This window comes from Pseudescherichia sp. (genome assembly GCF_031987975.1).
In the GTDB taxonomy this organism is placed as follows: domain Bacteria; phylum Pseudomonadota; class Gammaproteobacteria; order Enterobacterales; family Enterobacteriaceae; genus Pseudescherichia.
Window position 1 is genome coordinate 163,918 of record NZ_DALZYX010000006.1, and the last position, 12,352, is coordinate 176,269.

At 57.8% G+C, this 12,352-nt stretch carries 13 protein-coding genes and 1 pseudogene; 5 read left to right on the plus strand and 9 right to left on the minus strand.

The genetic code is table 11. From position 1 onward, the window contains the following. Window positions 1–28 precede the first annotated feature (28 nt). Window positions 29–846, plus strand: a pseudogene (locus RTN40_RS12395) (AraC family transcriptional regulator). Window positions 847–851: 5 nt separating this feature from the next. On the opposite strand, the gene RTN40_RS12400 reads toward RTN40_RS12395, so the two are convergent. From RTN40_RS12400 to nudF, 7 genes are all read right to left on the minus strand, one after another. Beyond that, complete coding sequence (locus RTN40_RS12400) at window positions 852–1,190, minus strand: DUF1869 domain-containing protein (RefSeq protein WP_312228734.1); 339 nt, start codon at window positions 1,188–1,190, stop codon at window positions 852–854. 10 nt (window positions 1,191–1,200) lie between these two features. Beyond that, window positions 1,201–1,533: a DUF1971 domain-containing protein gene (locus RTN40_RS12405; protein WP_312228735.1), complete on the minus strand. Its 333-nt coding sequence runs from the start codon at window positions 1,531–1,533 to the stop codon at window positions 1,201–1,203. Window positions 1,534–1,668: 135 nt separating this feature from the next. Next, entirely contained in the window at window positions 1,669–3,561 is a 1,893-nt protein-coding gene (parE, locus tag RTN40_RS12410) for a DNA topoisomerase IV subunit B (protein WP_312212082.1), read from the minus strand. 41 nt (window positions 3,562–3,602) lie between these two features. Next, window positions 3,603–4,178: an esterase YqiA gene (gene yqiA / locus RTN40_RS12415; protein WP_103820782.1), complete on the minus strand. Its 576-nt coding sequence runs from the start codon at window positions 4,176–4,178 to the stop codon at window positions 3,603–3,605. Next, entirely contained in the window at window positions 4,178–5,005 is an 828-nt protein-coding gene (gene cpdA, locus RTN40_RS12420) for a 3',5'-cyclic-AMP phosphodiesterase (RefSeq protein ID WP_312212080.1), read from the minus strand. Before cpdA ends, yqiA begins: the two co-directional genes overlap by 1 nt. A gap of 28 nt (window positions 5,006–5,033) precedes the next feature. Further along, window positions 5,034–5,456, minus strand: coding sequence for a DUF1249 family protein (locus tag RTN40_RS12425; protein ID WP_312212219.1), 423 nt, complete (start codon window positions 5,454–5,456; stop codon window positions 5,034–5,036). Continuing rightward, window positions 5,453–6,085: an ADP-ribose diphosphatase gene (nudF, locus tag RTN40_RS12430; protein ID WP_312212079.1), complete on the minus strand. Its 633-nt coding sequence runs from the start codon at window positions 6,083–6,085 to the stop codon at window positions 5,453–5,455. Before nudF ends, RTN40_RS12425 begins: the two co-directional genes overlap by 4 nt. A gap of 204 nt (window positions 6,086–6,289) precedes the next feature. Between nudF and tolC the strand changes: the two genes are divergently transcribed. From tolC to RTN40_RS12445, 3 genes are all read left to right on the plus strand, one after another. Next, entirely contained in the window at window positions 6,290–7,753 is a 1,464-nt protein-coding gene (gene tolC, locus RTN40_RS12435; protein WP_409418528.1) for an outer membrane channel protein TolC, read from the plus strand. A gap of 181 nt (window positions 7,754–7,934) precedes the next feature. Then, complete coding sequence (locus tag RTN40_RS12440; RefSeq protein ID WP_312228736.1) at window positions 7,935–8,609, plus strand: DUF1190 family protein; 675 nt, start codon at window positions 7,935–7,937, stop codon at window positions 8,607–8,609. A 5-nt stretch (window positions 8,610–8,614) separates the two neighbouring features. Further along, on the plus strand, window positions 8,615–9,775 hold the full coding sequence (locus tag RTN40_RS12445; protein ID WP_312228737.1) for a glutathionylspermidine synthase family protein: 1,161 nt from the start codon (window positions 8,615–8,617) through the stop codon (window positions 9,773–9,775). Between the two features lie 47 nt (window positions 9,776–9,822). Here RTN40_RS12445 and ygiD read toward each other — a convergent pair whose 3' ends face one another. Beyond that, complete coding sequence (gene ygiD / locus RTN40_RS12450) at window positions 9,823–10,611, minus strand: 4,5-DOPA dioxygenase extradiol (RefSeq protein ID WP_312228738.1); 789 nt, start codon at window positions 10,609–10,611, stop codon at window positions 9,823–9,825. A gap of 196 nt (window positions 10,612–10,807) precedes the next feature. On the opposite strand from ygiD, the gene zupT reads away from it, so the two are divergent. After that, the gene (gene zupT, locus RTN40_RS12455; protein WP_312212074.1) at window positions 10,808–11,584 is read left to right on the plus strand and encodes a zinc transporter ZupT; all 777 of its coding nucleotides are present in this window, start codon (window positions 10,808–10,810) and stop codon (window positions 11,582–11,584) included. Between the two features lie 53 nt (window positions 11,585–11,637). Here the strand turns inward: zupT and ribB are convergent, their stop codons facing one another. Further along, window positions 11,638–12,291 carry a 3,4-dihydroxy-2-butanone-4-phosphate synthase gene (ribB, locus tag RTN40_RS12460; protein ID WP_312228739.1) on the minus strand — a complete coding sequence of 218 codons (654 nt, stop codon included), beginning with the start codon at window positions 12,289–12,291 and terminating at the stop codon, window positions 11,638–11,640. Window positions 12,292–12,352: the final 61 nt, after the last annotated feature.

The window sequence follows — 12,352 nt, forward strand, 5'->3', positions numbered from 1 at the left end:
AGGGGTAAAAGTTGAGTTTTATTGCACTATGCGCGATGAGCCAAAGTCTGACTATCTGGAGCTGATTACCTTAAACGATGCCGTCGTGTCGTTCAGCCGTCTGTTTGCCAATACCGTACGCTATCACCACTGGCATCAGTGTCTGGAGATCCTCTACGTTGAGGAGGGCTTCGGGGTGGCGATCGTCGATAACCGTCACTACACCATGCGTCCGGGGCGGCTCTTTTTCTTTCCGCCCTTTACTCTGCACAAGGTGATGGTGGATGAGCAGGCCGAGGCGATCTATCGGCGCACCATTATCCATCTCGATCACCATGCGGTGCTGAAGGCGCTGCGCGATTTTCCGCAGGCCCAGCAGCGATTATACAAACTCTCCCGACGAGGCGGCCCGGCGTGGGTGGCGGACGTTGCCGCCTGCCATAGCCATATCGACTATCTGTTTAGCTGCTACTCGCAGCCGATGAACAGCGAAAGCATCGCCAGCCTGCTCATCAGCCTCTTTGCCATGCTGCCTGCCGATCGCGACGGCGCGCCCGGCGACAGCCGCAGCATTGCCAGCCAGGCGATGTTCTGGCTGGAAGCCTCGACGCACTGGCGAACGAGCTGGGGAAATCGCGCAGCTACGTCTCGCGGAAATTTCATGCCGAAACGGGCGAGAAGATCCATGACTACCTGAACACCCTGCGGCTGCGCAAGGCCTGCGAGTGCCTGCTGCACAGCGACGAGAGCGTCCGTGACATCGCCGCGCGGGTGGGCTTTTCCGACGTGACCTGGTTTATTAGCTCGTTTAAAAAGGGCATTGGCGAGACGCCGCTCCAGTACCGGAAGAATCACTCGGCGGCGTAAGGTATTTACCAGCCGCAGACGTTGGTCTCTTCGTCCGATTCATAGCCGCGCACGATATTAATCAGATCCTTCACCGTGTCCGCCGCCGTGGTGGCGTCTTCTAATTCAGCAAGGCGGGAAAAGTCTTTATCGGCCGATACGCCGTTGTTGTTGTTGGTTACCGTCAACGTAAAACCTTTCTCGCTTTCACTTTTATCCGCCAGCGTGTTGATAAGCTCCGCCACCGCCGCGTGGGCGATAGCCGGCACGTAGAGCGACATGGGTTTCAGATAAACTTTCTCTGCCGTCGCGCCGCTGCCGCCGTGTGTAATTGCTAAGGAGTAGCCTCTGTTATCTATGGTCATGATATTTACCTCAACCTTCAATGAGCACTTTAGGATCGACCCAAAAATCGACGTTAAATACCGTATCGTCAGACAGAGCTTCGATGCAGTGCCACTTCTCTGCCGGAAAGACGCCAAACTGCCCTGCTTCAATGGTCAGGGTCTCCACCGGCTCCGGGCTGGTCTCATCAGCGTACCCGTAGTAGCGGATCGTTCCCTGCATCACGCAGAGGCGCGGGTTAACCCCCTGGCGCGTGCCCGCATCCAGATGCCGTTGCCAGATGGAGGCAGGCGCGGTCTCTTTGGTCCACAGGGGTGTCGATCGAACGTGAACGTAGTGGGTGGGTATGACAATGCGCTGCATGTTTCATCCTCTTGTTAAGTGGTTGTCGGGCGAAACTTATGTTGCAGATCATATACCTGTTAAAAGGGGAAGTTGAGTCACCTAAAGGGGTAGCGCAGGGGGTAAAAAAAAGCCCCGCATCGCGGGGCTGGTTTATCAGGCTTCGATATCGGCCATATCGCCTTTTTCCTGTAGCCAGTTGCGGCGATCTTCCGAACGCTTTTTGGCCAGCAGCATATCCATGATAGCGTTGGTGCGCTGATCGTCATCGTCGCTAATGGTGAGCTGCACCAGGCGGCGGGTGTTCGGATCGAGCGTGGTCTCGCGCAGCTGCATCGGGTTCATCTCCCCCAATCCTTTAAAGCGCTGAACGTTAGGCTTGCCCTTCTTACGCTTCAGCTGCTCCAGCACGCCCGCCTTCTCCTCTTCGGTCAGGGCGTAGTAGACCTCTTTGCCCAGATCGATACGGTAGAGCGGCGGCAGCGCCACGTAGACGTGACCATGCTTCACCAGGGTACGGAAGTGCTTCACAAACAGCGCGCAGAGCAGCGTGGCGATGTGCAGGCCGTCGGAGTCTGCATCGGCGAGGATGCAGATCTTGCCGTAGCGCAGCTGAGTCAGATCTTCACTGTCCGGATCGATGCCGATAGCCACCGAAATGTCGTGCACCTCCTGCGAGGCCAGCACTTCGTCAGAGGAGACCTCCCAGGTATTAAGGATCTTACCCTTCAGTGGCATAATCGCCTGAAACTCACGGTCGCGGGCCTGTTTGGCCGAGCCGCCCGCCGAGTCACCTTCGACCAGGAACAGCTCGGTGCGGTTGAGATCCTGCGCGGTACAGTCTGCCAGCTTGCCGGGTAGCGCCGGGCCGCTGGTGAGCTTTTTACGCACCACCTTCTTTGCCGCCCGCAGACGACGCTGGGCGCTGGAGATCGCCATCTCGGCCAGCATCTCTGCCGCCTGTACGTTCTGGTTCAGCCACAGGCTGAAGGCGTCCTTCACCACGCCGGAAACGAACGCCGCGCACTGGCGCGACGACAGGCGCTCTTTGGTCTGCCCGGCAAACTGCGGATCCTGCATCTTCACCGACAGCACGTAGGCGCAGCGGTCCCAGATATCCTCCGCCGACAGCTTGACGCCGCGCGGCAGGATGTTGCGGTATTCGCAAAACTCGCGCATCGCATCCAGCAGTCCCTGACGCAGGCCGTTAACGTGCGTCCCGCCCTGCATGGTCGGGATCAGGTTAACATAGCTCTCAGTGAGCAGCTCGCCGCCCTCCGGCAGCCATAGCAGCGCCCAGTCCACCGCCTCGGTGTCACCGGCAAACGCACCGATAAAGGGCTTCTCCGGCAGGGTCGGCAGGCCGTTAACCGCTTCGGCAAGATAGTCGTTAAGGCCATCGGCGTAACACCAGCGCTGCTCGCTGTCGTTGACCTTATCCTTGAAGATAATCTCCACGCCGGGGCAGAGCACCGCTTTGGCCTTCAGCACGTGGGTCAGGCGCGATACCGAGAAGCGCGGGCTGTCGAAAAAGCTTTCGTCAGGCCAGAAGTGAACGCTGGTTCCGGTAGTGCGCTTCGGCGTGCTGCCGACCACGGAGAGATCTTTTACCTTGTCGCCGTTGGCGAAGGCGATGTTGTAGACCTTGCCGTCGCGCTTGACGTTGACTTCAACGCGCTTTGACAGGGCGTTAACCACCGAGATCCCCACCCCGTGCAGGCCGCCGGAGAACTGGTAGTTTTTGTTCGAGAACTTACCGCCCGCGTGCAGGCGGCAGAGGATCAACTCAACCGCTGGAACGCCCTCTTCCGGATGGATATCCACCGGCATACCGCGCCCGTCGTCGATGACTTCCAGCGACTGATCGGCATGGAGGATCACCTCCACGCGTTTGGCGTGTCCGGCCAGCGCTTCGTCCACGCTGTTATCAATAACTTCCTGACCAAGATGGTTAGGACGAGTAGTGTCGGTATACATCCCCGGGCGGCGGCGGACCGGCTCAAGCCCGGTTAATACCTCAATGGCATCAGCGTTATAGGATTGCGTCATGGTGTATTCGTAGATAGTGACAGCATCGTCCCCTGCGAGGCTCAGTGCAGCCCGAGGAAATCGATAATCTGTGAAAAGTGATCGTCAAAGCCCACAAAGGCATGGTTTCCGCCCTCTTCAACCGTCTGGCGGCACGAGGCGTAGTAGGCAACGGCCTGGCGGTAGTCCAGCACTTCATCACCCGTTTGCTGAAGCAGCCAGATTAAATCTGCCGCCTCCAGCGGATCGATCTGCATGGTTTTGAGATCGTAAATATGGCGTGACTCTAGCACATATTGCTGTCCGGTGTAGGGGTTCTCGTTGCGGCCAAGATAATCGGCCAGTAGCTCAAACGGACGCACCGCCGGATTGACCACCACCGCGGGCAGCATAAAGCACTGAGAAAGCCAGGTGGCATAGTAGCCGCCAAGCGAGGAGCCAACCAGCCCAAGCGGCTCACCGCCGTGTCCCAGCACCAGCGACTCCAGCAGTTCGGCGGCATCCGCTGGATAGGGCGGCAGCTGCGGCACGACCATCTCAATGTGTGGATGGTGCTCCGCCAGCCACTGCTGTAGCGCCACGGCCTTTGCCGAACGCGGCGAGCTGTTAAACCCGTGTAGATAGAGAAGCGTCGCCATCAGTAGCCTTCTGATGCCGTATCAGGGCTGAAGCGGCTGCTCTGCAGGCGGCTGACTTCGGTATGCAGCGTGCCGTCGGCGTTAAGCTCCAGCCAGCGCCAGCCTGGGGCGATGGTATCCAGGGTAAAGTTAGCGCAGTGCGGCTTAAACTGAACGCAGGTCGAAGGCGTCGCCAGCAGGCGGCGGCCGTTCCAGTCGAGATCCTGCTCCTGATGAATGTGGCCGCACAGCAGGTGCTTAACCCGTGGGTAGCGCACCAGCACGTTGTCCAGCTCCTGCGAGTTACGCAGGCTGTGCTGATCCAGCCAGCTGCACCCCGCCGGCAGCGGGTGGTGATGCAGCAGCAGCAGCGTGTAGCGCTCCGGCGACTCCGCCAGCTTTTTCTCCAGCCACTCCAGCTGAAACTCACTCAGTTCACCGTGCGGTACGCCAAAGACCTGGCTGTCGAGCAGCAGTATCTGCCAGCTGTCACCGGCGAAGACCCGCTTGGCACCCGAAATACCGGCCTCCTGCAGCGCGCTGTACATTGCGGGCTGAAAGTCGTGGTTGCCGGGCAGCCAGACGCAGGGCACATCAAAGCTGGCGATACCCTCAGCGAAGTGCTGATAGGCCGCAGCGGTGTGATCCTGTGCCAGATCGCCGGTGGCGACGATCAAATCGCAGTGACGCCGTTCGGCCCGGATGGCTTCCAGTACCGCCTGATAACTCTCCCAGGTATTGACCCCTAACAGCGTTTCATGCTTTTCGGCAAACAGGTGAGTATCGGTTATTTGTAAGATCCTGATACTGGACTCACCCGCCAGATTCAGGTTTAACAGGCTTTCCAAATGGTGTCCTTAGGTAGGTTTCACGATGCTAACAAACCGGAATCGCCATTGCTCCATGTGCTAAACAGTACCTAAGCCAGTCGGCCAGAAACTGATTAATTTGATGCTTTTCGTCGCGTTGGTGCAACTTTTTATTCGGGTAATCATACCGCGCTTTGAAGCGAAAGATCTGCTGGCTTGAACACACTTCAGCGACCATAGCATCGTGATAGAGGCGTACCGTTAACGACGGCATGCTCCAGTAGCTGATCGCCGGTGCAGTCTGCACAATTTCCACCAGCGTAGTGTAGCGGGTTGATTCTGTAATCGTTAATCGGTATTGCGCATTGGCCACCTGATAGCTCACTGTTTCGCCGGGTGCGTCATTGCGTGGCAGCAGGCGGCGTAGCTGGGCGAAGTTGGTCTCGCACAGGCGCATCATTTCAGGAAAGTCAGGTGTGTAACGCTTCATTTTTTCCACTCAGTTCTCAACTTTTCGTAGTGCAGCTGCAGCCATTGCAGGGCGATGACCGACGCGGCGTTGTCTATTTTCCCCTCTTCAACCCACTGGTAAGCCTGCTCCCGGCTCACCACATGAACACGAATATCTTCGTTTTCGTCCACCAGGCCATGTATACCTTTGGCCTGCGTGGCATCCACTTCGCCAACCATTAACGATAAGCGCTCGCTGGTGCCGCCGGGGCTGGCCAGATAGCTCATAAACGCTTTTACCTGGCCAACCTGTAGGCCGGCCTCTTCTACGGCTTCGCGACGAGCAACGTCTTCAACGCTCTCGCCCTCTTCGATCATGCCAGCAACCAGCTCCAGCAGCCAGGGGGTTTCACTGGTGTCGTAAGCTGGAATACGGATCTGCTCAATCAGCACCACCTCGTCACGCACCGGGTCATAGGGTAGCAAGACGGCGGCATGGCCGCGCTCAAAAATTTCCCGGGTTACTTCTCCACTCATCTCACCATTAAAAAGCCGATGGCGGAAGCGCCAGCGCTCCAGCGAAAAAAAACCGTTATAGAGTGTTTCGCGTGCAATAATTTCTACATCATTTTTAGTGAAAGTCACTGCTGATGGCTCGGGTTTTTTCATGGTTTCATCCTGCTGGCAAATAATGACGAAATTATGGATTTCCAGTCTGTAAGACTGCCGTTTCCCATGCTATATGGTAGATTGGTGCAAATTAACGCCGGATGGCACTTAACGCCAACCTTTTGCAGCGGCACTTTCTGCTAGAATCGGCCTTATTTTTTTAATTTCATTAGCGCTAACAAAGCTTCGTAACAAGGAATGCAAATGAAGAAATTGCTCCCCATGCTTATCGGCCTGAGCCTGGCCGCTTTCAGTACGATGAGTCAGGCAGAGAACCTGCTTCAGGTTTATCAGCAAGCGCGTTTAAGTAACCCTGAACTGCGCAGATCTGCCGCGGATCGCGATGCCGCATTTGAGAAAATCAACGAAGCGCGCAGCCCCTTACTGCCCCAGCTCGGTTTGGGCGCAGACTACAGCTACAGCAACGGGTTCCGCGACCAGAATGGTCTCAATACCAATACGACCAGCGCTACGCTGCAGCTGACTCAGACCCTGTTTGATATGTCGAAATGGCGTGCCCTGACCCTGCAAGAGAAATCGGCAGGCATTCAGGACGTCACGTACCAGACCGATCAGCAGACGCTGATCCTTAACACCGCTACCGCCTATTTTAACGTATTAAGCGCCATCGATGCGCTCTCTTATACCGAGGCACAAAAACAGGCTATCTATCGCCAGCTGGATCAAACCACCCAGCGCTTCAACGTGGGTCTGGTTGCCATTACTGACGTGCAGAACGCCCGCTCTCAGTATGACACCGTGCTGGCGGACGAAGTGACCGCCCGTAACAATCTGGACAACGCCGTTGAGCAGCTGCGCCAGGTTACCGGCAACTATTACCCGGAGCTGGCATCGCTGAACGTTGACCGTTTCCAGACCGACAAGCCGCAGCCGGTTAATGCCCTGCTGAAAGAGGCCGAAAGCCGTAACCTCTCTCTGCTGCAGGCTCGCCTTGCCCAGGATCTGGCCCGCGAGCAGATTCGCCTGGCGCAGGATGGCCATCTGCCAACCCTGGATTTAACCGCCTCATCCGGCGTCTCTGACACCTCCTACAGCGGCTCCCGCACCAGCGGTGCCCAGGGCGCGGCCTACGACGACAGCAATATCGGCCAGAACAAGGTTGGCCTGAGCTTCTCCCTGCCGCTCTATCAGGGTGGTCTGGTGAACTCCCAGGTGAAACAGGCGCAGTACAGCTTCGTTGGCGCAAGCGAGCAGCTGGAGACCGCACACCGCAGCGTGGTGCAGACCGTACGTTCATCTTATAACAATGTGAACGCCTCTATCAGCAGCATTAATGCTTACAAGCAGTCCGTGGTCTCGGCGCAAAGCTCGCTGGATGCAACCGAAGCAGGCTACTCGGTAGGTACCCGTACCATCGTTGACGTGCTGGATGCCACCACCACGCTCTACAACGCCAAGCAGCAGCTCTCCAGTGCGCGTTACAACTATCTGATTAACCAGCTGAACATCAAATCTGCGCTCGGTACGCTGAACGAGCAGGATCTGCTGGCCCTGAACGGCGCGCTGGGTAAACCGATCTCTACTACGCCGGAAGCCGTCGCTCCGTCAACGCCTGAACAGGATGCCCGCGTGCAGAACAGCGCGCCGGACAGCAACGGTAATAATGGCAACGGCAACGGCCTGCTTAACGCTGCCCTGCCACGCTAACCGTAGCGTAAATTAGCTGAGAAAACGAGATGGGGGCGTCTGCCCCCGTTTCAACGTAAGACAACGTAAAGATCCCTGCTTCAGGCCTGCATTCCGGCCTGTTCCGCTTCAATTTCGACCACTCATCCTCTATCCTGAGCAGTAGCTACCTCGCTTTAACTCTGGGTATTAAAAGAGACATATGAAACGGACAAAAACGATTAATCATGCGACGTTCCGCAAAAGCTGGGGCGCTCGCCATCTCACTCCCGTCGCCTTCGCCCTTACCGCCGCGTTTATGCTGGCGGGCTGCGAGCAGAGCGATGAGACGGTATCCATGTACCAGAATGCAGACGACTGCGCGACTGCCAATCCGGGCAAAAGCGCAGAATGTACCACCGCGTACAACAACGCCCTGAAAGAGGCCGAACGCACCGCGCCAAAATACGCCACGCGTGAAGACTGCGTAGCCGAATTTGGTGAGGGCCAGTGCCAGCAGGCACCTGCCCAGGCGGGCGTCGCGCCAGAAAACCAGGCTCAGGCCCAGCAGAGCAGCGGCAGCTTCTGGATGCCGCTGATGGCGGGCTACATGATGGGACGTCTGATGGGCGGCGGTGCAGGCTTCGCCCAGCAGCCGCTGTTTAGCTCGCGTAACCCGGCCAGCCCGGCCTACGGCCAGTACACCGATGCCTCCGGTAAAGGCTACGGCGCAGCCCAGCCAGGCCGCACCGCTACCGTTCCTAAAACCGCGCTGGCCCCGAAACCGGCTACCACCACCACGGTGACGCGCGGCGGCTTTGGCGAGTCGGTTGCCAAACAGTCCACCATGCAGCGTAGCGCTGTTGGCACCTCTTCCTCGCGCTCAATGGGTGGCTAAGCTTCATGGAAAGAGTCACCATTGCCGAGCGCCCGGACTGGCGCGAAAAAGCGACCGAGTACGGCTTCAACTTTCACACCATGTACGGCGAGCCGTACTGGTGTGAAGAGGCCTACTACAAGTTCAGCCTTGCACAGATTGAAAAGCTCGAAGAGGTCACCGCCGAGCTGCATCAGATGTGCCTCAAGGTGGTGGAGAAGGTCGTTGCCAGCGATGAGCTGATGGCCAAATTTCGCATTCCGAAACACACCTGGAGCTTCGTGCGTCAGGCGTGGCAAACGCAGCAGCCGTCGCTCTACTCGCGCCTCGATCTGGCATGGGACGGCGTCGGTGAACCCAAGCTGCTGGAGAACAACGCCGATACCCCTACCTCACTGTACGAAGCCGCGTTCTTCCAGTGGATCTGGCTGGAAGATCAGCAGAACGCGGGCAAGCTGCCGCCGGAGAGCGATCAGTTTAACAGCCTGCAGGAGAAGCTGATCGAGCGCTTCGGCGAGCTGCGCGAGCAGCACGGCTTCAACCTTCTGCATCTGGCCTGCTGCCGTGACACCGTTGAGGATCGTGGTACGGTCCAGTATCTGCAGGACTGTGCCGCCGAAGCGGGCGTCGCGACTGAGTTTCTCTATATCGAAGATATTGGGCTGGGCGAAAAGGGTCAGTTTACCGATCTCCAGGATCAGGTGATCAGCAACCTGTTTAAGCTCTACCCGTGGGAGCATATGCTGCGGGAGATATTCTCCACCAAGCTGGAAGATGCTGGCGTGCGCTGGCTGGAGCCGGCCTGGAAGAGCATTATCTCCAACAAAGCGCTACTGCCAATGCTGTGGGAGATGTTCCCGGATCATCCGAACCTGCTGCCTGCTTACTTTGCCGAAGACGATCATCTGCCGCTGAAGAAGTACGTTATTAAACCGATCTTCTCCCGTGAGGGAGCCAACGTCTCCATCGTGGAAAACGGCCAGACTATCGAGAAGGTAGAGGGTCCCTACGGTGAAGAGGGCATGATTGTCCAGCAGTTCCACCAACTGCCAAAATTTGGCGACAGCTATGTGCTGATCGGCAGCTGGCTGATCAACGATCAACCCGCCGGGATTGGTATTCGTGAGGATCGGGCGTTGATCACCCAGGATCTCTCCCGCTTCTATCCGCACGTCTTTGTAGAATAAGCCGTTATGCCGGGCGGCGCTTACGCTTGCCCGGCCTGTCTATACGGTTATCCCACCTGCACCGACAGCATGCTGATGCTGCCCATCTCCATCCCTTCTACCGGGATAGTCACCGGCTCCGCGCCATCCCACGCGCCGAGCACGTAGAGCAGCGGCAGGAAGTGTTCCGGCGTCGGGTTCGACAGCGAGCCTCCCTCGTGTTGCAGATAGTTAACCAGCGGATGCTGCTCCGCTGGCCCTTGCCAGGTCAGGTTAGCCTTCACGTAGTCATTGAACGACTCCGCCCATGCATAGGGCGTGCTCTCCCCGCGCCAGCGCGCGGTACGCAGGTTATGCACCACGTTGCCGCTCGCCACCAGCATAATGCCCTCATCGCGTAGTGTCGCCAGCTTGCGGCCCATCTCCAGGTGCCAGGCGGCGGGCTGAGCGCTATCTATGCTTAGCTGCACCATCGGCACGTCGGCATCCGGATACATCTTGATTAACACGCCCCAGGAGCCGTGATCAAAGCCCCACGCCTCTTTGTCCAGCGCAACCGGGATCGGAGCCAGCAGATCCACCAGCCGCTGCGCCAGTTCCGGAGAGCCGGGAGCCGGATAGTGCGTGTCATACAGCGCCTGCGGGAAGCCGCCAAAGTCATGAATAGTTTTTGGTGTCTCCATCGCCGTTACGCCGGTGCCGCGGGTAAACCAGTGGGCGGAGATCACCACGATCGCTTTCGGGCGCGGCAGCATCTGTCCCAGTTCGCCCCAGGCGCGGGTATAGAGATTATCTTCCAGCACATTCATCGGGCTGCCGTGGCCCAAAAACAGCGCTGGCATACGAGACGCAGACATGATGATATCCTCAGAAAAAGTGTCATTTTGATAAAACCAGAGTACGCTTTTTGCGGGGGGGATGAACTCAGATAAGCGTGATGAAGATCATCAGATAATTTGAATGTAAGAAATGCGTAAATAGCGTATTACCCTCTCGCTTTGCGGGACAATAATCAATAATATTAATGAGAATCATTATCAAAAGGAGTTCTTAATGTCGGTCCCGTTGATTCTGACCTTATTAGCCGGTGCGGCCACCTTTATCGGCGCTATCCTCGGCGTGCTTGGCCAGAAGCCTTCCAACCGCGTACTGGCTTTTTCGCTGGGGTTTGCCGCCGGGATCATGCTGCTGATCTCGCTGATGGAGATGCTCCCCGCCGCGCTGGGTACCGAGGGGATGTCGCCAGTGCTTGGCTACGGCATGTTTATCGTTGGCCTGCTGGGCTACTACGGCCTCGATCGCCTGCTGCCGCACGCTCATGCTCAGGATCTTATGCGCGCCAGCGTCAAAACGCTGCCGCGTAATATTAAGCGTACGGCGATCCTGCTGACCCTCGGCATCAGCCTCCACAACTTCCCTGAAGGTGTGGCCACCTACGTGACGGCCAGCAGCAACCTCGAGCTGGGGCTGGGCATCGCTCTGGCGGTGGCCCTGCACAATATTCCCGAGGGGCTGGCGGTCGCCGCGCCGGTTTATGCTGCCACAGGCTCAAAGCGTAAGGCGGTGATGTGGGCAGGCATCTCAGGGCTGGCGGAAATCCTTGGCGGCGTGCTGGCGTGGCTGATCCTCGGTAGCCTGGTATCGCCGGTCGTCATGGCGGCCATCATGGCGGCGGTCGCCGGGATTATGGTGGCGCTGTCGGTGGATGAGCTGATGCCGCTGGCGAAAGAGATCGATCCCAACAACAATCCCAGCTACGGCGTGCTGTGCGGCATGTCGGTGATGGGGCTAAGCCTGGTGCTGCTGCAAAGCATCGGCTTTGCCGGTTAGTCAGAAATAACAGAGCCGGGCATGCCCGGCTCTGTTTTATGCTTCGTCAGCGCTTAGCTGGCTTTGCGTTCCTGCTCGCGGCGATAGGCCACCAGATCTTCGATGGTCACAACGGCCATCTCATGGGCTTTAGCAAATTCGATGCACTCCGGCGCGCGCGCCATGGAGCCGTCATCGTTGGTCAGCTCACAGAGTACGCCCGCTGGCTTGAAGCCAGCCAGGGACACGAGGTCAATGGTCGCTTCGGTGTGGCCGCCACGGGTCAGCACCCCACCCGGCTGCGCGCGCAGCGGGAAGACGTGGCCGGGACGGTTCAAATCGGACGGTTTGGCGTCGTCAGCAATAGCGGCGCGTATGGTGGTCACGCGGTCAGCGGCAGAGACACCGGTCGAAACGCCGCTAGCGGCTTCGATAGTCACGGTGAAACCGGTGCCGTAGGCGCTGGTATTGTTCTCTACCATCATCGGCAGGTCGAGCTGTTTACGGCGATCTTCAGTCAGGCAGAGGCAGACAATACCGCTGCCGTGGCGAATGGTCAGCGCCATCTGCTCAACGGTCATGGTTTCTGCGGCGAAGATCATATCGCCTTCATTTTCACGGTCTTCATCGTCGAGCACCATCACTCCGCGCCCGTTGCGCAGTGCGTCTAAAGCGTGTTCCACACGTTCGAATGGCGTGCCAAAAGAGGAAAGCAGCGTCTGATTCATGGTAATAAAAACCTCATTAAAATTATGGTTACCAGAATCAGGGCAGTCTTAGGAGTACCGC

What these genes read in the sequence shown, in the direction of transcription:
- RTN40_RS12400 (WP_312228734.1), bottom strand. Translation starts at nt 1,190, where the DNA reads ATGACCATAGATAACAGAGGCTACTCCTTAGCAATTACACACGGCGGC.
- RTN40_RS12405 (WP_312228735.1), bottom strand. Translation starts at nt 1,533, where the DNA reads ATGCAGCGCATTGTCATACCCACCCACTACGTTCACGTTCGATCGACA.
- parE (WP_312212082.1), bottom strand. Translation starts at nt 3,561, where the DNA reads ATGACGCAATCCTATAACGCTGATGCCATTGAGGTATTAACCGGGCTT.
- yqiA (WP_103820782.1), bottom strand. Translation starts at nt 4,178, where the DNA reads ATGGCGACGCTTCTCTATCTACACGGGTTTAACAGCTCGCCGCGTTCG.
- RTN40_RS12425 (WP_312212219.1), bottom strand. Translation starts at nt 5,456, where the DNA reads ATGAAGCGTTACACACCTGACTTTCCTGAAATGATGCGCCTGTGCGAG.
- nudF (WP_312212079.1), bottom strand. Translation starts at nt 6,085, where the DNA reads ATGAAAAAACCCGAGCCATCAGCAGTGACTTTCACTAAAAATGATGTA.
- tolC (WP_409418528.1), top strand. Translation starts at nt 6,290, where the DNA reads ATGAAGAAATTGCTCCCCATGCTTATCGGCCTGAGCCTGGCCGCTTTC.
- RTN40_RS12440 (WP_312228736.1), top strand. Translation starts at nt 7,935, where the DNA reads ATGAAACGGACAAAAACGATTAATCATGCGACGTTCCGCAAAAGCTGG.
- RTN40_RS12445 (WP_312228737.1), top strand. Translation starts at nt 8,615, where the DNA reads ATGGAAAGAGTCACCATTGCCGAGCGCCCGGACTGGCGCGAAAAAGCG.
- ygiD (WP_312228738.1), bottom strand. Translation starts at nt 10,611, where the DNA reads ATGTCTGCGTCTCGTATGCCAGCGCTGTTTTTGGGCCACGGCAGCCCG.
- zupT (WP_312212074.1), top strand. Translation starts at nt 10,808, where the DNA reads ATGTCGGTCCCGTTGATTCTGACCTTATTAGCCGGTGCGGCCACCTTT.
- ribB (WP_312228739.1), bottom strand. Translation starts at nt 12,291, where the DNA reads ATGAATCAGACGCTGCTTTCCTCTTTTGGCACGCCATTCGAACGTGTG.